The 18,785-nt window shown below is 32.8% G+C and carries 20 protein-coding genes; 19 read left to right on the top strand and 1 reads right to left on the bottom strand.

The annotated features are described in order from the left end of the window. Positions 1-260: 260 nt before the first annotated feature. The 3 genes from SSP_RS08090 to SSP_RS08080 all read left to right on the top strand — a co-directional run bounded on the left by SSP_RS08090 (position 261) and on the right by SSP_RS08080 (position 1,391). Positions 261-395, top strand: coding sequence for a beta-class phenol-soluble modulin (locus tag SSP_RS08090; protein WP_011303335.1), 135 nt, complete (start codon positions 261-263; stop codon positions 393-395). A 38-nt stretch (positions 396-433) separates the two neighbouring features. Continuing rightward, positions 434-568, top strand: a complete 135-nt coding sequence (locus SSP_RS08085; RefSeq protein WP_011303334.1) for a beta-class phenol-soluble modulin — start codon at positions 434-436, stop codon at positions 566-568. 139 nt (positions 569-707) lie between these two features. Continuing rightward, positions 708-1,391, top strand: coding sequence for a YjjG family noncanonical pyrimidine nucleotidase (locus SSP_RS08080; protein ID WP_011303333.1), 684 nt, complete (start codon positions 708-710; stop codon positions 1,389-1,391). A 114-nt stretch (positions 1,392-1,505) separates the two neighbouring features. Here the strand turns inward: SSP_RS08080 and SSP_RS08075 are convergent, their stop codons facing one another. Next, the gene (locus SSP_RS08075; protein WP_011303332.1) at positions 1,506-1,946 is read right to left on the bottom strand and encodes an N-acetyltransferase; all 441 of its coding nucleotides are present in this window, start codon (positions 1,944-1,946) and stop codon (positions 1,506-1,508) included. 262 nt (positions 1,947-2,208) lie between these two features. On the opposite strand from SSP_RS08075, the gene bshC reads away from it, so the two are divergent. The 16 genes from bshC to SSP_RS07995 all read left to right on the top strand — a co-directional run bounded on the left by bshC (position 2,209) and on the right by SSP_RS07995 (position 18,637). Continuing rightward, a complete protein-coding gene (gene bshC / locus SSP_RS08070; protein ID WP_011303331.1) occupies positions 2,209-3,822 on the top strand; it encodes a bacillithiol biosynthesis cysteine-adding enzyme BshC in 1,614 nt (537 codons plus the stop codon). Positions 3,823-3,971: 149 nt separating this feature from the next. Continuing rightward, entirely contained in the window at positions 3,972-4,403 is a 432-nt protein-coding gene (gene mraZ / locus SSP_RS08065; protein ID WP_011303330.1) for a division/cell wall cluster transcriptional repressor MraZ, read from the top strand. Between the two features lie 14 nt (positions 4,404-4,417). Then, on the top strand, positions 4,418-5,353 hold the full coding sequence (rsmH, locus tag SSP_RS08060) for a 16S rRNA (cytosine(1402)-N(4))-methyltransferase RsmH (RefSeq protein WP_011303329.1): 936 nt from the start codon (positions 4,418-4,420) through the stop codon (positions 5,351-5,353). Positions 5,354-5,367: 14 nt separating this feature from the next. Beyond that, entirely contained in the window at positions 5,368-5,760 is a 393-nt protein-coding gene (gene ftsL, locus SSP_RS08055) for a cell division protein FtsL (RefSeq protein WP_011303328.1), read from the top strand. Beyond that, entirely contained in the window at positions 5,741-7,975 is a 2,235-nt protein-coding gene (locus tag SSP_RS08050) for a penicillin-binding protein (RefSeq protein WP_011303327.1), read from the top strand. Before ftsL ends, SSP_RS08050 begins: the two co-directional genes overlap by 20 nt. Positions 7,976-8,168: 193 nt before the next feature. Next, positions 8,169-9,134, top strand: a complete 966-nt coding sequence (gene mraY / locus SSP_RS08045) for a phospho-N-acetylmuramoyl-pentapeptide-transferase (RefSeq protein WP_011303326.1) — start codon at positions 8,169-8,171, stop codon at positions 9,132-9,134. A gap of 1 nt (position 9,135) precedes the next feature. After that, complete coding sequence (gene murD / locus SSP_RS08040) at positions 9,136-10,485, top strand: UDP-N-acetylmuramoyl-L-alanine--D-glutamate ligase (RefSeq protein WP_002483544.1); 1,350 nt, start codon at positions 9,136-9,138, stop codon at positions 10,483-10,485. Positions 10,486-10,500: 15 nt separating this feature from the next. Continuing rightward, positions 10,501-11,388, top strand: coding sequence for a cell division protein FtsQ/DivIB (locus SSP_RS08035; protein ID WP_011303325.1), 888 nt, complete (start codon positions 10,501-10,503; stop codon positions 11,386-11,388). Between the two features lie 105 nt (positions 11,389-11,493). Then, entirely contained in the window at positions 11,494-12,924 is a 1,431-nt protein-coding gene (ftsA, locus tag SSP_RS08030) for a cell division protein FtsA (protein WP_011303324.1), read from the top strand. 29 nt (positions 12,925-12,953) lie between these two features. Next, the gene (ftsZ, locus tag SSP_RS08025) at positions 12,954-14,126 is read left to right on the top strand and encodes a cell division protein FtsZ (protein WP_002483541.1); all 1,173 of its coding nucleotides are present in this window, start codon (positions 12,954-12,956) and stop codon (positions 14,124-14,126) included. Positions 14,127-14,612: 486 nt separating this feature from the next. After that, positions 14,613-15,401: a peptidoglycan editing factor PgeF gene (pgeF, locus tag SSP_RS08020; protein WP_011303323.1), complete on the top strand. Its 789-nt coding sequence runs from the start codon at positions 14,613-14,615 to the stop codon at positions 15,399-15,401. A 17-nt stretch (positions 15,402-15,418) separates the two neighbouring features. Further along, positions 15,419-16,093, top strand: coding sequence for a YggS family pyridoxal phosphate-dependent enzyme (locus tag SSP_RS08015; protein ID WP_011303322.1), 675 nt, complete (start codon positions 15,419-15,421; stop codon positions 16,091-16,093). Between the two features lie 5 nt (positions 16,094-16,098). Continuing rightward, positions 16,099-16,704, top strand: a complete 606-nt coding sequence (locus SSP_RS08010) for a cell division protein SepF (RefSeq protein ID WP_002483538.1) — start codon at positions 16,099-16,101, stop codon at positions 16,702-16,704. Positions 16,705-16,717: 13 nt separating this feature from the next. Beyond that, positions 16,718-17,008, top strand: coding sequence for a YggT family protein (locus SSP_RS08005; RefSeq protein WP_002483537.1), 291 nt, complete (start codon positions 16,718-16,720; stop codon positions 17,006-17,008). 56 nt (positions 17,009-17,064) lie between these two features. After that, complete coding sequence (locus SSP_RS08000; RefSeq protein WP_046199697.1) at positions 17,065-17,895, top strand: RNA-binding protein; 831 nt, start codon at positions 17,065-17,067, stop codon at positions 17,893-17,895. 139 nt (positions 17,896-18,034) lie between these two features. Further along, positions 18,035-18,637, top strand: a complete 603-nt coding sequence (locus SSP_RS07995; RefSeq protein ID WP_011303320.1) for a DivIVA domain-containing protein — start codon at positions 18,035-18,037, stop codon at positions 18,635-18,637. Positions 18,638-18,785: the final 148 nt, after the last annotated feature.

Below are 18,785 nucleotides of genomic sequence, written 5' to 3'. Positions count from 1 at the left end.
AGAAATATTCTGTTTACTTAATTGTGCGATATTAAATTGTGCATAATACAGTTAGGCATGCGAAACTGTTTTGAATTTGAGATAAAAGGACAGTTAAAGCCAATTTATGACTAAGTAAGAAAAATCGACAATTAAATCACGTCATATCTTATAGTATATATATCGAACGATAGCTAGACGAAATAAGATTTTAGTAAATATCGTTCACTACATTAAAAACAGTCATAATAATCTAATTTTTTATCGAGGGGCTTATTATAATGGAAGGTTTATTCGAAGCAATCAAAAACACAGTTCAAGCAGGTATTGCTGCAGACGGCGCAAAAATTGGATCAGGCGTTTTAGATATTATTTCTAACGGCGCATCATTAATTGGCAAAGCATTAGGACTTTAATCCAGAATTAAAAATAATACTTAAAGGGGCTTATTATAATGGCAGACTTATTTAACGCAATCAAAGAAACAGTACAAGCAGGCATCGCTGGAGACGGCGCGAAATTAGGAACAAGCATTGTAAGCATCGTAGAAAACGGTGTAGGCGTATTATCAAAATTATTCGGATTTTAGTATTATTAATATCATAAACAATGGTCAGGGTGATAACCTTGGCCATTTTTGTGTTATATAAGTATATAATAATATGGAGAAATTAAAGAATATGATATATTTGAAATAAATATATTTAAGCGTACTAGAGGGTGACAAAATGAGAACGAAAAGTTTACTTATAGATTTTGATGACACATTGGTGGATTTTGACGATGCAGAAGCATATGCATTTTATGAAATGACACAACAATTTCAAATAAAGACCAACCAAAATGATTTGCATACATTTAAAAAAATAAATCAGGCACATTGGGATGCTTTTCAAAAGAATGAATTAACTAAAGATGAAGTTTTAAGTAAACGTTTTGAGGCATACTTTCATTTACATCAAATGAAGATAGATGGTAAGTTAGCTGATCAAATCTTTAGAGATGAACTTGCGAATGCACCGATTAAACATTTTGATCAAACAATTGAAACTTTAAAACAATTAAAAGAACATCACGATTTGTATATAGTGACTAATGGTGTTTTAGAAACGCAAGAAAGACGAATTGAAAAAACGAAGATAGGTCATTGGTTTAAAGATATTTTTGTTTCTGAACAAACAGGATACCAAAAACCGATGCCTGAATTTTTTGATTACGTATTTAATAAGATAGGTGAAGATAAACGAGGTTACGCAATGATTATAGGTGATTCTATGTCTTCTGATATTTTAGGTGGGAAAAATGCGAATATCGAGACATGTTGGTTTAATCCAAGAAATAAAACAAATGATACGGAAATTAAACCAGATTATGTAGTGAATTCGTTAAAAGAAGTAATCGCGTATGTTTAACCGTTCATTTAATTATTACTAAACGAATTCAAGTCATATAAAATGCCCTTCAAAGTTTTCATTTTTTAATGATTGCTTTGAAGGGCACTTTTCATTTTATTAGGACCCGTTTGATTATGGAGTCCAAACTAAAACATCATGACCATCTCTATTTGTTTCTTCTAAATCTGTAAAACCTTGTTTAATGAAAAAATCTTTAGATTGATTTCGTGCGATGACTTTGATTGGTAAGCCTTGATCTTTGGCAAAATCTAATAAAGATGTGCCATAACCACGACCTTGAAAATCACGTAGCACTTCTAATTTCCAAATTACGTTATAATCATCAAAGCCCGGGAAATGAGTTTCCTCAACTTCTCCTTTACGATATAGTGCCATTCGAGCCCCTAAACAATCACCTACATAAATACCATAGAAAGGTGAATCTGAACTTGCATCAATCATTTCTCCTCGAAGTTCATCTACTAAATACAAATCTTTATTACCGAAGTTTCTGAAATCTTCGAATAGTTCGTCTGTTTTATAATTTATATCAAGACGCTTTACACTACTCATCGCATCTTCCCCCTTTGTTATCATTTATTCTATTATACCTTATTTTTATTGTTTTTTCACAAAAACGATAGTTTAAACATATATGTATAGTTGTTTATATATATATAAAATAGATACTGAAGTTTTTTGAAAAATGAAGTGATCTAAGTGTGTACATATTATATAGGTTATTAAAATTTGAAAATTATAAGCCGTTAAATTGTCAATGATGTATATAAACTTTATACTAATTAGGAATAGAGTAACATAAGGAGAATTACGCATGGATTGTATGATTACAAAACTTAATGAAAAAGATCAATTTATTTCTAAAATCAAAGATAGTGATTCAAAAATAGGACAGTTTTATCACTTTGATGCTATGCAAGAAAAGAGCTATAGTGAACGTTTATCAATGTCGAATAATGGCAGAGAAGTGGCATTAGCTCAAGTTATTAAAAATTACATGAGCGACTTAACATTAACAGAGAAGCAATTGCAAAATATTTCATTATTAAGCGAAGGCGCAAAAGTCATCATAGGTGGACAACAAGCTGGATTGTTTGGTGGGCCTTTATATACTTTTCATAAAATATTTTCTATTATAACGATGAGTGAAAAACTCTCAAAAGACTATAATACAAATGTAATACCAGTATTTTGGATTGCTGGTGAAGATCATGATTTTGATGAAGTAAATCATACTTATGCCTATAATGCTCAAAATGCAAAATTACAAAAAATAAAATATCATACAATGACGCCACCTGAAGCAAGCGTCTCAACATATTATCCTGATAAAGCGCAATTAAAAGACGCGTTGAAACTATTTTTTAAAGAAATGAACGAAACCACACATTCTAAGCAAATGATTGAAATGTGTACGAAGATTATTGATCAGTATGATAGCTGGACGGATATGTTTAAAGCGTTGTTGAACGAAGTGTTTAAAGCGTATGGTTTATTATTGATTGACGCAAACAATACTGAATTACGTAAATTAGAACAACCATTTATCCAAAAAATTATTGAACATCATCAAGATGTAGATGCGTCATTTAGAAATAATCAACAAAACACGATTGCTAATGGATTAGAACAAATGATACAGACTGATACGAATGTACATTTATTTTTACATGAAGATAACATGAGACAGTTACTTACTTTTAAAGATAATCAATTTTACCTAAGTAAATCAGATAAATACATGACTAAAGAGGAATTATTAAAAATACTTGAAGTTGAACCAGAACGTTTTTCAAATAACGTAGTCACACGACCAATAATGGAAGAATGGTTATTTAATACAGTTGCTTTTATTGGTGGTCCAAGTGAAATTAAATATTGGACGGAACTGAGTGAAGTTTTTAATACATTGGATGTATCGATGCCAATTGTATTACCACGATTAAGAATTAGTTACTTGTATCCACGAACTGAAAAATTACTTAGTCAATATCAATTAAAACAGCATTCGATTATAGAACAAGGTATTGAAAAAGATAAGGAAAAATTCATACGTGCGCAAGCATCTCAAACATTTGTTGATAAAGTGGAAGAAATTAAGGTGCAACAAGAAAAATTGTATCAATCACTACTAACTGAAGTTGCTGGTAACAATGATAACCAGTTATTAGTAGAGAAAAACAATCATATACACCAAAAACAATATGAGTATTTAATTAATAGGTATTTATTGAATATTGAAAGAAAAAATGAAATAAGTATGAAGCACTTTAAAGAATTAAGTGAAACACTTCATCCGATGGGCGGATTGCAAGAAAGAATTTGGAATCCACTTCAAATAATGAACGATTTTGGGATAGACGTGTTCAGTCCCTCCACCTACCCCCCACTTTCTTACACATTTGATCATATTATTGTTAAACCCTAGATATGAAAGGGATTCACCCGATTCATCAATTTGATGAATCGGGTATTTTTTTACGCTTTTTAAGAAAAACTAGTTAAATTTGTATAATTAGTGGAGGATAGTGGTGAGATGTGGTAAATTATATATATGAGAAGGTAAGGTGATTATAAATGTTCATGGGAGAATACGAGCACCAATTGGATACAAAAGGACGTATGATCGTTCCATCCAAGTTTCGCTATGACTTAAATGAGCGTTTTATAATCACTCGCGGCCTTGATAAATGTTTGTTTGGCTACACTTTAGAAGAATGGCAAGTCATCGAAGAGAAGATGAAGACATTACCAATGACTAAAAAAGACGCACGTAAATTTATGCGTATGTTCTTCTCTGGTGCTGTTGAAGTTGAGTTAGATAAACAAGGGCGTATTAATATTCCACAAAATTTACGCCAATACGCGAACTTAAGTAAGGAATGTACAGTAATAGGGGTTTCAAATCGCATTGAGATTTGGGACAGAGAAACTTGGAGCAGTTTCTATGATGAATCTGAAGAAAGTTTTGAAGATATTGCTGAAGACTTAATTGATTTTGATTTTTAAATGGAGGTGCTAAATTGTTTCATCATGTCAGTGTAATGCTTAAAGAGACCATTGATTATTTAAATATTAAGGAAGATGGCGTGTATGTCGACTGTACATTAGGTGGAGCAGGCCACGCACTCTATTTATTAAATCAACTCGGAGACGAAGGTAGACTTATTGCGATAGATCAAGATACAACAGCTATAGAAAACGCAAAAGAAGTATTGAAAGAACACTTACATAAAGTGACCTTCGTCCATAACAACTTTAGAAAAATAACTGAAATTTTAAATGATCTGAATATTGAAAAAGTAGATGGTATTTATTACGACCTTGGTGTTTCTAGTCCGCAACTGGACGTTCCTGAGCGAGGTTTTAGTTACCATCATGATGCAAAACTGGACATGCGTATGGATCAAACACAATCATTATCTGCTTTCGAAGTAGTAAATGAATGGGAATTCGAAAAATTAGTCAGAATATTTCATCGTTATGGTGAGGAAAAATTCTCTAAACAAATTGCCCGACGCATAGAACAAAATAGAGAGCAAAAGCCAATCGAAACGACATTAGAACTTGTAGATGTTATTAAAGAAGGTATTCCAGCTAAAGCAAGACGAAAAGGTGGACATCCAGCTAAAAGAATATTCCAAGCAATTAGAATTGCTGTAAATGACGAATTATCGGCATTTGAAGATTCATTAGAACAAGCAATTGATGCAGTAAAAATGGATGGTAGAATTTCAGTCATCACATTCCATTCATTGGAAGATCGGTTATGTAAACAAATGTTTCAAGAGTACGAAAAGGGGCCAGATGTACCAAGGGGATTACCAGTAATACCTGAAGCATACACACCTAAATTGAAACGCGTTAACCGTAAACCTATTATCGCAACTGACGAAGATCTTGAAGAAAATAATCGAGCGCGTAGTGCGAAGTTACGTGTTGCAGAAATATTAAAATAAGGAGTGAATGTTGAGTGGCAGTAGAAAAGATATATCAACCTTATAACGACATAGAGACACAAATACCTGAGTCGCCACCGTCGACCCAGACCAAAACCGTAAAACGCAAGGTAGTAGTTCAACTTACAAAGTTTGAGAAGATGTTATACATAGGACTAATAACAGTAATTGCTTTAATAAGTATATATATGCTATCTTTAAAAATGGATGCGTATGATACTCGAGGAAAAATTGCAGATTTAGATACAAAAATCGAAAAACAATCAAGTGAAAACAGCGCAATAGAATCTGAAATTAAAAAGAACTCTTCATATGAACGCATTTACGATAAGGCTAAAAACGAAGGAATGAGCCTTAAGAACGACAATGTAAAGGTAGTGCGTAATAATGTCGAAGCGAAAAATTAGATTTAAAAAACCCAAATTTCAAATAAAACAAAGTAAAATAGGGGCAGTCCTACTCATCCTTGGATTCGGACTGCTCTTTTTTACGTTGGTTTTAAGATATTCATATATTATGTTGACCGGACATTCTTCTGGAGAAGACTTAATAATGAAGGCAAATGAGAAATACTTAGTAAACACCCAAGAACAACCAGAACGAGGGAAAATTTACGATCGAAACGGCAAGGTATTAGCAGAAGATGTTGAACGGTATAAAGTAGTTGCAATTGTTGATAAAAAAGCAAGTGAAGGTAGCGATAAACCTAAACATGTAACTGACAAAAAGAAAACTGCGAAAAAATTGGCTACCGTTGTTGATATGTCGGCTAAAGAAATTGAAGATAAATTAAATAATAAAAAAGCTTTCCAAGTTGAATTTGGTCAAAAAGGTACAGATTTGACTTATCAAGAAAAAGAAAAAATAGAAAAAATGAAACTTCCAGGTATCACACTATATCCTGAAACCGAAAGATTTTATCCTAATGGAAACTTTGCGTCTCATTTAATCGGTATGGCACAAAAGAATCCAGACAATGGAGAATTGAAAGGTGCTATGGGCGTAGAGAAAGTTTTTGATAGTTATTTATCTGGTCAAAAAGGTGCGTTATCTTATATTCATGATATCTGGGGATATATAGCGCCAAATACTAAGAAAGAGCAAACACCTAAACGCGGTGATGATGTTCATCTTACACTCGATTCGAATATTCAAGTATTCGTTGAAGAAGCATTGGATGGCATGGTAGAACATTACAAACCAAAAGATTTATTTGCAGTAGTGATGGACGCACATACAGGAGAGATATTGGCGTATAGCCAAAGACCAACTTTTAATCCTGAAACTGGTAAAGATTTTGGTAAAAAATGGGCAAACGACTTGTATCAAAATACGTATGAACCGGGTTCTACTTTTAAATCATATGGTTTAGCAGCAGCTATTCAAGAGGGTAAATTTGATCCAGATAAAAAATATACAGCTGAACCAAGAGAAGTAATGGGTTCAAAAATTTCTGACTGGAATAAAGTGGGTTGGGGTAAAATCCCAATGTCACTTGGTTTCACTTATTCTTCAAATACATTAATGATGCATTTGCAAGATTTAGTAGGTGCAGATAAAATGAAGGATTGGTACGAGAAATTTGGTTTCGGTAAGTCGACAAATGGTATGTTTGACGGTGAAGCTACAGGCGGCATCGCTTGGGATAATGAAGCTCAACAGAAAACATCTGCCTTTGGTCAATCTACAACAGTTACCCCAGTGCAAATGCTAAGAGCACAATCAGCATTCTTTAATGATGGTAATATGTTGAAACCATGGTATGTTAACAGTATTTCAAATCCAGTAAGCAAAGATACTTTCTTCAAAGGTAAGAAAGAATATGCAGGCAAACCGATAACTAAAGATACTGCTAAAAAAGTTCGTACTGAATTAGATAAAGTAGTTAATAGTGAAGACAGTCACGCGAAAAATTATCAAATTGATGGTTATGATGTAGCTGGTAAAACAGGTACCGCACAAGTAGCTGACTCAGATAACGGTGGTTATGTTAATGGAGAAAATCCTTATTTTGTTAGCTTTATTGGTGATGCACCTAAAGATGATCCAGAAGTGATTGTTTATGCTGGTATGAGTTTAGCTCAGAAAAATGATCAAGAGGCATATGAAATGGGTGTCAGTAAGGCGTTCAAACCAATTATGGAAAACACATTGAAATATCTAAATGTTGGAGATAAAGAATCTAAAGACAAGTCAGATGTTAAATATAGTGAAGTACCTGAAGTTGAAGGTCAAGAAACTCAAAAAGCGCAAGATAAAGTGAATAGCAAATCGTTAGAACCAATCGTTATTGGTGACGGTGAGAAAATTACAAAACAATCGGTAACTGCAAATAAAAAAGTATTACCAAACAGTAAAGTCTTGTTACTCACTGATGGCGATATAACAATGCCAGATATGTCAGGTTGGACAAAAGAAGAAGTGGTAGCATTTGAAAATCTTGCGAATGTGAAGATAACGACTAAAGGTAGTGGATTTGTTTCACAACAATCAACAACCAAAGGTCAGAAAGTAAGCAAAAATGATAAGATTGAAGTAACTTTATCTTCAGAAGCTATTGATGGTCAGTCCTCAGAGGAGCAAGATAGTGAAAAAGATTCGAAAGATAGTAAAGATTCATAGCACATAACGAATACGGTATTACATTGATATTATCATGCATACTGCTGTACTAAATTGAGGTTTTAAACAATAGTGCGAATATTTTAAAGTGGAGTCAACACTGTGGAATGTTCGCCTATGACCTCTATACATAGTTTTAAACACTCAGCATAACGACATAATCCAATTAATTAAGTATATAAAGGAGCATAATATGGTTTATCTACTCGCAATCATCGCACTTTTAATCACATTTATATTAGTCCCAGTATTAATACCGACATTGAAAAGGATGAAATTTGGGCAAAGCATCCGAGAAGAAGGTCCTCAGAGTCACATGAAAAAAACAGGTACACCAACAATGGGTGGACTCACTTTCCTAATTAGTATCATCATAACTTCAATTTTAGCGATTATTTTTATAGATAATTCTAATCCTATTATTTTATTGTTATTTGTAACAATTGGATTTGGTTTGATTGGCTTTATAGATGATTACATTATTGTTGTAAAGAAAAATAACCAAGGCTTAACTAGTAAACAAAAGTTTTTAGCTCAAATCGCGATAGCAGTTATATTCTTTATATTGAGCCAAGTGTTTAATTTAACGGACTTTTCAACAGGAATTCATATACCATTTATCAATTTTGAAATTCCTTTGTCAATTGCGTATGTAATTTTCATAGTTTTTTGGCAAGTTGGCTTTTCAAATGCAGTTAATTTAACAGATGGCTTAGATGGTTTAGCAACTGGACTATCAATTATTGGTTTCGTTATGTATGCAATTATGGCTTATTTCCAAGGTGCAACATCTATTGGTTTATTCTGTATTATCATGATTTTTGCATTATTAGGATTCTTACCATTTAACTTAAACCCTGCAAAAGTATTTATGGGTGACACAGGTAGTTTAGCCTTAGGTGGTATCTTTGCTACGATTTCTATTATGTTAAACCAAGAACTTTCATTGCTATTTATTGGATTTGTATTCGTAGCTGAAACATTATCAGTGATGATACAAGTAACATCATTTAAATTAACAGGTAAACGTATTTTCAAAATGTCACCTTTACATCACCATTTCGAACTTGTCGGTTGGAATGAAACTAAAGTAGTAACGGTATTTTGGACAGTCGGTCTAATTACAGGACTAATTGGTTTATGGATTGGAGTGAGTTAACATGCTTAAATATAGAGGATTAGAAAATAAAAATGTTTTAGTCATTGGACTAGCAAAAAGTGGCTATGAGGCAGCGAAATTATTAAATAAACTTGGCGCAAATGTGATTGTGAATGATGGTAAAGATTTAAGTCAGGATGCACATGCAATTGATTTAGAAAATGAGGGTATTAAAGTCATTGGTGGAGAACATCCATTGTCTTTACTGGATAGTCATCCCATTATTGTGAAAAATCCGGGGATTCCTTATACAGTACCTTTGATAGAAGCGGCTGTTGAAAAAGGTTTAACTATTTTAACTGAAGTTGAATTGAGTTACTTAATATCGGAAGCACCAATTATAGGTGTAACGGGTACAAATGGTAAAACAACTGTGACTTCATTAATTGGAGATATGTTCCAAAAAAGTAGAGTGACTGGGAAATTGTCTGGTAACATTGGCTATGTGGCTTCTAAAGTAGCACAAGAAGTGACTGCTGACGATTACTTAGTGACTGAATTATCTTCATTCCAGTTATTAGGAATTGATCAATATAAACCTCACATTGCTATTATTACAAATATCTATTCTGCACATTTAGACTATCATGAAACTTTAGACAATTACCAAAATGCCAAAAAGCAAATTTATAAAAACCAAACTGAAAATGATTATTTAATATGTAATTATCATCAACGTCATTTAATTGAATCAGAGACACTAAGAGCAAAAACGTATTATTTTTCAACACAACAAGAAGTTGATGGGATATATGTTAAAGATGACTACATCGTTTTCAAAGGTTTTAGAATTATCCATAAAGACGATTTAGTATTACCAGGAGAGCATAATTTAGAAAATATTCTTGCTGCTGTATTGGCTGCGCTACTTTCAGGTATATCCGTTAAAGCCATTATTGATAGTTTGACTTCTTTTTCTGGCATTGAGCATAGATTACAATATATTGGCACGAATAAAACAAATAAATATTATAATGACTCTAAAGCGACGAATACACTTGCGACACAATTTGCATTGGATTCGTTTAAACAACCAATAATTTGGTTATGTGGCGGCTTAGATAGAGGAAATGATTTTGATGAATTAATTCCTCATATGAAAAATGTCAGAATGATGGTCGCTTTCGGTGAAACGAAAGAAAAATTTATCAAATTAGGTGAAAGTCAAGGAAAGTATGTAATTACAGCAAACGACGTGCAAGATGCTGTTGATAAAATTCAGTCAGTTATAGAGCCAAACGATGTTGTGTTACTTTCTCCGGCTTGCGCAAGTTGGGATCAATACAATACTTTTGAAGAGCGAGGAAATAAGTTCATTAAAAGTTTCCAAGCAAATTTACCTTCTTTTTAAAGGGTGTGAAAATGAATGGCTGATAAAGTAAAAGAATTTGATTCGGATTATTTGAAAGAAAAAAGAGCAAAACGACGAAAAAGACAGAAACAAATTCAATATTCAATATTTGGTGTTTTGTTATTCATCATCATTTTAATCTTGATTTATATGTTTACACCCTTAAGTAAAGTTAATAGTGTGAAGATAGCTGGAAACGATAATGTTTCTAAAAGTACGATAGATAAAGCTATTAATGTAAAAAGCAGTTCACGAATGTATACGTATAGTACAACAAAAGCTAAAAACAATTTAGAAGACGACGAGCTTATCAAAAGTGCAGAAGTTAAAAAAGTTTTTCCAAATAAACTATCCGTTAAAGTGACTGAAAAGCAAATCGTTGCGATGGTTCAAAAGAAAGATAATTATGTGCCAATTTTAGAAGATGGATCAGAATTAAAGAATTATGATGGAAATGCGACGGATGATGGCCCAATTCTTGAAGGGTTTGAAAAAGATAAAAAAGAAAAAATTATTCATGAATTATCAAGTATGCCAGCAAATGTGAGAAGCATGATTGCAGAAATTAAATACGATCCTCAAGAAAATGCGCAAAGCCAAATCAAATTATTTACAACAGATGAAATACAAATAGTAGGTAATTTAAATACAATTGCTAATAAAATGAAGTATTATCCACAAATGTCACAATCCTTAGAACGTGATGAATCTGGTAACTTGAAAAAATCAGGGTATATTGATTTATCAGTAGGTGCATCATTTATTCCATATAGTGATGGAGGTAGTACAAAATCTACGAGTGAGCAAAATGTACAGAAAAAAACAAGCGAAGAAAATGAAGCAAAAGATGAGTTGCAAAGTGCATTAAATAGAATTGCAGATAAGTCAAACGAAAATAATTAAAAAATTTAGACAAATACATGTGTTTATAGTTCACAAGCGTTAAAACGTATTGTAAACTGTTAATAGTGTGAACTTGAATAAGTGATTGTCAGGAGGTGCCTATCTATGGAAGAGCATTATTATGTAAGTATAGATATCGGTTCATCAAGTGTTAAAACAATAGTGGGCGAAAAATTTCACAACGGAATAAATGTGATAGGTACAGGACAGACCTACACAAGTGGGATTAAAAATGGTCTTATTGATGACTTCGATATTGCGAAACAAGCGATAAAAGATACAATCAAAAAAGCCTCTATTGCTTCAGGAGTAGATATAAAGGAAGTCTTTTTAAAACTTCCAATAATCGGAACAGAAGTATTTGATGAGTCTAATGAAATAGAATTTTATGAAGATACTGAATTAAATGGTACGCACATTGAAAGTGTGCTTGAAAGTATTAGAGACAAAAATGATGTACCAGAAACTGAAATTATTAACGCATTTCCAATTAAATTTGTTGTTGATGGCGAAAATGAAGTTTCTGATCCAAAAGAACTGATTGCAAGACATAGTTTGAAAGTTGAAGCAGGCGTCATCGCAATTCAAAAATCAATTTTAATTAATATGATTAAATGTGTTGAGTCTTGTGGAGTAGATGTACTAGATGTTTATTCTGACGCATATAATTATGGCTCAGTGCTTTCTGCTACTGAAAAAGAATTAGGTGCTTGTGTAATTGATATTGGTGAAGACATCACACAACTTGCGTTTTATGAACGTGGAGAATTAGTTGATGCAGATGCTTTAGAAATGGCAGGTCGTGATATTACTGAAGATATAGCCAAAGGGTTAAATACTTCATTTGAGACTGCTGAAAAAGTTAAACACCAATATGGACACGCTTTCTTTGAATCTGCATCGGATCAAGATATCTTTACTGTTGATCAAGTAGATAGCGAAGAAGATGTTCAATTTACTCAAAAAGATTTAGCAGATATTATCGAAGCACGAGTTGAAGATATTTTCTTCAATGTATTTGAGGTTTTACAAGACTTAGGTCTTACAAAAGTAAACGGCGGTTTCGTAGTTACTGGTGGTTCGGCTAATTTATTAGGAGTCAAAGAATTGTTGCAAGATATGGTGAGTGAGAAAGTTAGAATTCATACACCATCACAAATGGGAATTAGAAAGCCTGAATTCTCATCAGCAATTTCAACAATTTCTAGTAGCATTACTTTCGACGAATTGCTAGATTATGTTATAATTAGTAATCGTGACAGTGAAGAATTCGAAGAGGAAGTCATCGAATCTGATGAAAGAGAACACAGTACAAAATCAAGCGGATTTGATTGGTTCAAGAAAAAATCGAACAAGCAAGATGATGAACTTCAAGCTACTTCTTCAGAATCAACTCGAACAAAAGAATCTGTTGTTGATGAAGAAGAACCAGAGGTATACGATGATGAAGTAAATGTCGACCACGATGAAGAACTTAAACCTCAGGAAAAAGAAGAAGGTAAATTTAAAAAACTTATGAAATCTCTATTCGATTGATTGGCCATTAAAACTAGGAGGAAATATAAATGTTAGAATTTGAACAAGGATTTAATCATTTAGCGACGTTAAAAGTCATCGGTGTAGGGGGCGGCGGTAATAACGCTGTAAACCGTATGATTGACCATGGTATGAATAATGTTGAGTTTATTTCTATTAATACGGATGGACAAGCTTTAAACTTATCTAAAGCTGAGTCAAAAATCCAAATTGGTGAAAAATTAACTCGTGGTTTAGGTGCTGGCGCTAACCCTGAAATTGGTAAAAAAGCAGCTGAAGAATCACGTGAACAAATCGAAGATGCAATCCAAGGTGCAGATATGGTATTCGTAACTGCTGGTATGGGTGGCGGTACAGGTACTGGTGCAGCACCTGTAGTAGCTAAAATTGCTAAAGAAATGGGTGCGTTAACAGTTGGTGTTGTAACACGTCCATTTGGTTTTGAAGGTCGTAAGCGTCAAACTCAAGCTGCAGCAGGTGTAGAAGCTATGAAAGCTGCTGTTGATACATTAATTGTTATTCCTAATGACCGTTTATTAGATATCGTTGATAAATCAACACCTATGATGGAAGCATTTAAAGAAGCCGATAATGTATTACGCCAAGGTGTTCAAGGTATTTCTGATTTAATCGCAGTATCAGGTGAAGTTAACCTTGACTTTGCAGACGTTAAAACAATTATGTCTAACCAAGGTTCAGCATTAATGGGTATCGGTGTTTCTTCTGGCGAAAATCGTGCTGTTGAAGCTGCTAAAAAAGCAATTTCATCACCATTATTAGAAACTTCAATCGTTGGTGCACAAGGTGTGCTTATGAATATTACAGGTGGAGAATCATTATCATTATTCGAAGCTCAAGAAGCAGCAGACATCGTACAAGATGCAGCTGACGAAGATGTTAATATGATATTTGGTACTGTAATTAATCCTGAACTACAAGATGAAATTGTTGTAACAGTAATCGCAACTGGTTTTGAAGATAAACCTTCATCACAAGGTCGCAAAGCTTCAAACACAGGATTTGGAAGCAGTGCTACAAGCAGCAATACAACTAAAGAAGACACATTCGCTTCAAACACAACGAATGCGTCTCAATCATCAGATAGTGCTAGTGAAGGTAGAGCACATACTACGAATGAAGATGATATTCCAAGCTTTATTAGAAATAGAGAAGAAAGACGTTCAAGAAGAACTAGACGTTAATTTAAAATCTTTTTGTAATATATGATTATAAATAAAAGTTGAGTCTGAGGCATAAACAATGCTTCAGGCTCTTTTCTGATATGATAAAGTATCGCTTATCCATAGAACTACTTTTTGGAACTACTTTTTAGAACTACTTTTTAGAACTACTTTTTAGAACTACTTTTATAGAACTACTTATTCATTTATGAAAAATAGTAGTTCTTATACATGAGCTTTAGCTCAGGTAATCCGTTTTCTTACTGTTTCTTTTTCAAATTTAAAGAAAATAAAATGAGTCGGCTTCCAATTACAAATGGATCTACTCATAGATTTACAAATGCTAGTATAAATAGAGATATTTTATTATAATTAAAGTGTGTCTGTTATATGAATGACAAATGTTTTTCAGATAAGCAGAAAGTTGAAACTAGCCATTATTTTGGAAGGGCATGTTGATTCGTAATATTAAAATTGAATAATATAAATTAATGGAGGTTCGTTGTGATGCAAGATAAATTTATTAAAAAGCGTCATATCTTGGAATATGAGGATAAACAATTAATAAATGTAAAACTGGGTATAACAACAAGAGAAGACGGTTTAAGTCCATATCCTCATAATGCGTTTAATATGGCAAGATATATTGATGATTCTCAGCAAAATATTACGAAACATCAAGAAATGCTTGCAACAGTTATTGGGTTTCCAAGAGAACAATGGGTCTTCCCTATCCAAACACATGAAAACAAAGTTGTTAAAGTAACTAGCAACGATAAAGGAACAAATATTGATGCGTTAAATGATGCATTGCATGGTGTAGACGCACTATATACTTATGAACCCAATCTATTACTTACAATGTGCTATGCAGATTGTGTCCCAATATATTTTTACAGTGAAAAAAATCATTTTATTGGACTGGCGCATGCTGGTTGGAGAGGGACGGTTGGACAAATCGTGAATGCATTAATCTCAAATATTGATTTTGACTTAAATGATTTAAATGTTGTTATTGGACCTGCTACTTCGACATCATATGAAATTAATGATGATATTAAATCAAAATTTGAAACGCTTCCCATTGATATCAACCAATATATTGATACTAGAGGCACAGACAGACATGGTATTGATTTAAAACGTGCCAATGCATTATTACTTGAAAATGCGGGTGTTCCCAAAGATAATATATATATAACAAATTATGCGACATCTGAAGATTTATCTTTGTTCTTTTCCTATCGAGTTGAAAAGGGGAACACAGGTAGAATGTTAGCATTTATTGGTCAATAATGAAGAGGTGTTTAAAGTTGGATGTACAATATAATTTAGAAAAAATAAATGAACAAATTGAAGCACATTGTAAAAAAGGTAATATTACAACGAAGCCAGACGTGATAGCAGTGACAAAGTATGTTACAATAGACCGAGCTAATGATGCATATAATGTTGGCATTAGACATTTCGGTGAAAATCGTTTAGAAGGCTTTCAACAAAAGAAAGCAGCTTTACCAGATGATGTTGTGATGCACTTTATTGGTTCATTGCAAACACGAAAAGTGAAAGATGTTATCAATGAAATAGATTATTTTCACGCGTTGGATCGGTTAAAATTGGCAAAAGAAATCAATAAACGTGCTGAACATAAAATTAAGTGTTTTGTTCAAGTCAATGTTTCAGGTGAATCATCGAAACAAGGTGTTTCATTATCTGAAGTAGAAACATTTATAAAAGAATTAAAGCAATATGAAAATATAGAAATTATAGGACTTATGACTATGGCGCCATTAACTGACGATGAGTCATATATTAAACGTTTATTTCAATTATTAAAATTAAAAAGAGATGAAATTAAAGCGCTCAATTTAAATTATGCACCATGTACTGAGTTGTCAATGGGAATGAGTAATGATTTCCATTTAGCTGCTGAAGAAGGTGCATCATTTGTGAGAATTGGGACTAAACTTGTAGGAAAAGAGGAGTGAGCCCCGTGGCTTTAAAAGATTTATTTAGTGGATTTTTCGTGGTTGAAGAGGAAGATGACGAATTAGAAGCACCACCAGAAGAAAATGAGCAACAAGAAAGACAACAACCTAAACAACAAGCGCAGTCTCAAAATCAATTTACAGAACAACCTAGAAATGTGAATTCAGAAAGACCGAGATCGATTCAATCCGTGCCCAAAAAGCAGTCAACTAGATTACAACAATCATCGGGTGAAAGGAAGTATCAAATGAATAACACTACATCAAAAAATAATGCTAGGAACGTTGTGAATATGAATAATCAAGAGCAAGAAAATTATGATTTTACACAAGAAAGTTCTAAAATGTGTTTATTTGAACCACGTGTTTTTTCAGATACACAAGATATAGCTGACGAATTAAAAAATCGTCGTGCAACATTAGTTAACTTACAACGTATCGATAAAGTATCAGCTAAACGCATCATAGACTTTTTAAGTGGTACTGTATATGCGATTGGTGGAGACATCCAACGCGTCGGATCAGATATATTCTTATGTACACCAGACAATGTTGAAGTTGCTGGCAGTATCACGGATCAAATAGAAAATATGGAATACCAAGGTGAATAGAGGTTAAAAATAAATGGATATAGGTTTATTAGCAAATATATTTAATTTTATTTTATTCTTGGTTCAAATTTATTATTATGGAATGATTGTTTATTTCTTTATGTCGTGGATTCCAAATGCACGAGAAAACAGATTTGGTCAATTTTTAGCCAAAATTTATGAACCATTTTTAGAACAATTCCGTAAGATTATTCCGCCGCTCGGAATGATTGATATTTCGTCAATTGTTGCCATCATTGTACTTGTATTATTCAGAAGTGGATTGGCAAGTATCTTCAATCTTATTTTGAGTAAATTAATGTAATGATTAAAGCAATAATTAATATTTAGAGTGAATTTAAAAAACTACGTATAAAATAAATGATAAGCACCTACGTTCATAGACGCGAGGTGCTTTGTCTTGTATTTGGGGTGAGCGTCATAGATATATATCAGCATTTCAGAAAAGAAGAGCATGAATTAATAGATCAACTTATAGATAAATGTAATCGGGCTAATGATCAATATTCGCCTATTTTAACGCCATTTTTAGATCCACGTGGTCAGTATATTATGAATGTGGTGGCTGGCAGTTTTGAAGATTTAGAAGTTACATTTTATGGTGGGCCATTCGCGGAAAGAAAAAGAGCGATGATTGCGCCAAGTTATTTTCAACCAGATGCAGAGGCATTTGAAATTGTATTAATTGAAATAGATTATCCTCAAAAATTTGTAACATTACAGCACCAACACATATTGGGTACAATCATGTCTTTAGGTATTGAAAGAGATCAACTAGGTGACATTGTTGTAGATGATCGAATTCAATTTACTTTGACAAAACAATTAGAATCTTATATTATATTGGAATTAACTAAAATCAAAGGTGCTTCAGTTAAACTTAATTCTATTCCTATAAAAGATATGATACAATCAAAAGAGCATTGGCAATCTTTTGAAACGACTGTTAGTGGTTTAAGATTAGATGTCGTATTAAAAGAGATGGTGCGTAAATCACGCTCGATAGCTAAGCAACTTATTGATAAAAAGCGTGTTAAAGTCAACCATACAGTGATTGATGCTGCAGATTTCCAACTAGATAGTGGGGATTTGTTGTCTATCCAAGGATTTGGAAGAGCGATGATTACTGATATTGGTGGTAAAACAAAAAAAGATAAAATACGCATTTCATATAAAACGCTGTTTAAATAATATGAAGTTTATGAAAGCGAATATAAACACTTTGCACAATTAACTAAATGATATATTATAAAAGAATATTGTAGGAAAAACACTATTTATCTTATTTAATCAAAGCTGATAATAGTGTATTATAGAAGGAGGATCATGTATGCCTTTTACACCAAGTGAAATAAAAAACAAAACATTTACTCAAGTAAAAAGTGGGTTTGAACCTAAAGAAGTTGAAGACTATTTAGAACAATTAAGTAATGAAATTGAACGTCTAAAAGAAGACAAAGCTCAGTTAGAAAAAGTCATTGAAGATAAAGAAACAAATATTCAATCTTACAAGGATGTACATCAATCCGTAAGTGATGCTTTAATTCAAGCAAAACATGCTGGTGAGGAAACTAAAGCAGCTGCTACAAAAGAAGCAGAAGCAACAGTAGCAAAAGCAAAAGCAGAAGCGGATAAAATTGTTAATGATGGTGTGGAAAAAGCACGTCGCTTATCTTTCCAAACAGAAGATATGAAACGTCAATCAAAAATTTTCAGATCGCGTTTCCGTATGCTAGTTGAAGCACAATTAGATTTACTTAAAAGTGAAGATTGGGATTACTTATTAAATTATGATTTGGATTCTGAACAAGTGACTCAAGAAAATATTAATCATTTGAATGAAAAGGATTTAACTGAAGAAGAAAAAGCTATGAAAGCAAAAGCAGAAGCAGATAATACTGCACAATCAAATGATGATCCGAATAAAGCATAAGGATAACAGACACGTTTGAAACGAAACACATATCAAAGCGAGTTAGGAATAGTGAGAGCCTTTCATATGTGCGTTTCTAATATCACTGTTGTCACAATTTATATAACATAAATGAGAGAACTCTAAGTTGAGTTAACCAGGGTGGTAA

The organism is Staphylococcus saprophyticus subsp. saprophyticus ATCC 15305 = NCTC 7292 (assembly GCF_000010125.1).
In the GTDB taxonomy this organism is placed as follows: Bacteria; Bacillota; Bacilli; order Staphylococcales; family Staphylococcaceae; genus Staphylococcus; species Staphylococcus saprophyticus.
Note: the sequence above shows the minus strand (reverse complement) of the source record. Positions and strands in the feature narration are given on the sequence as shown.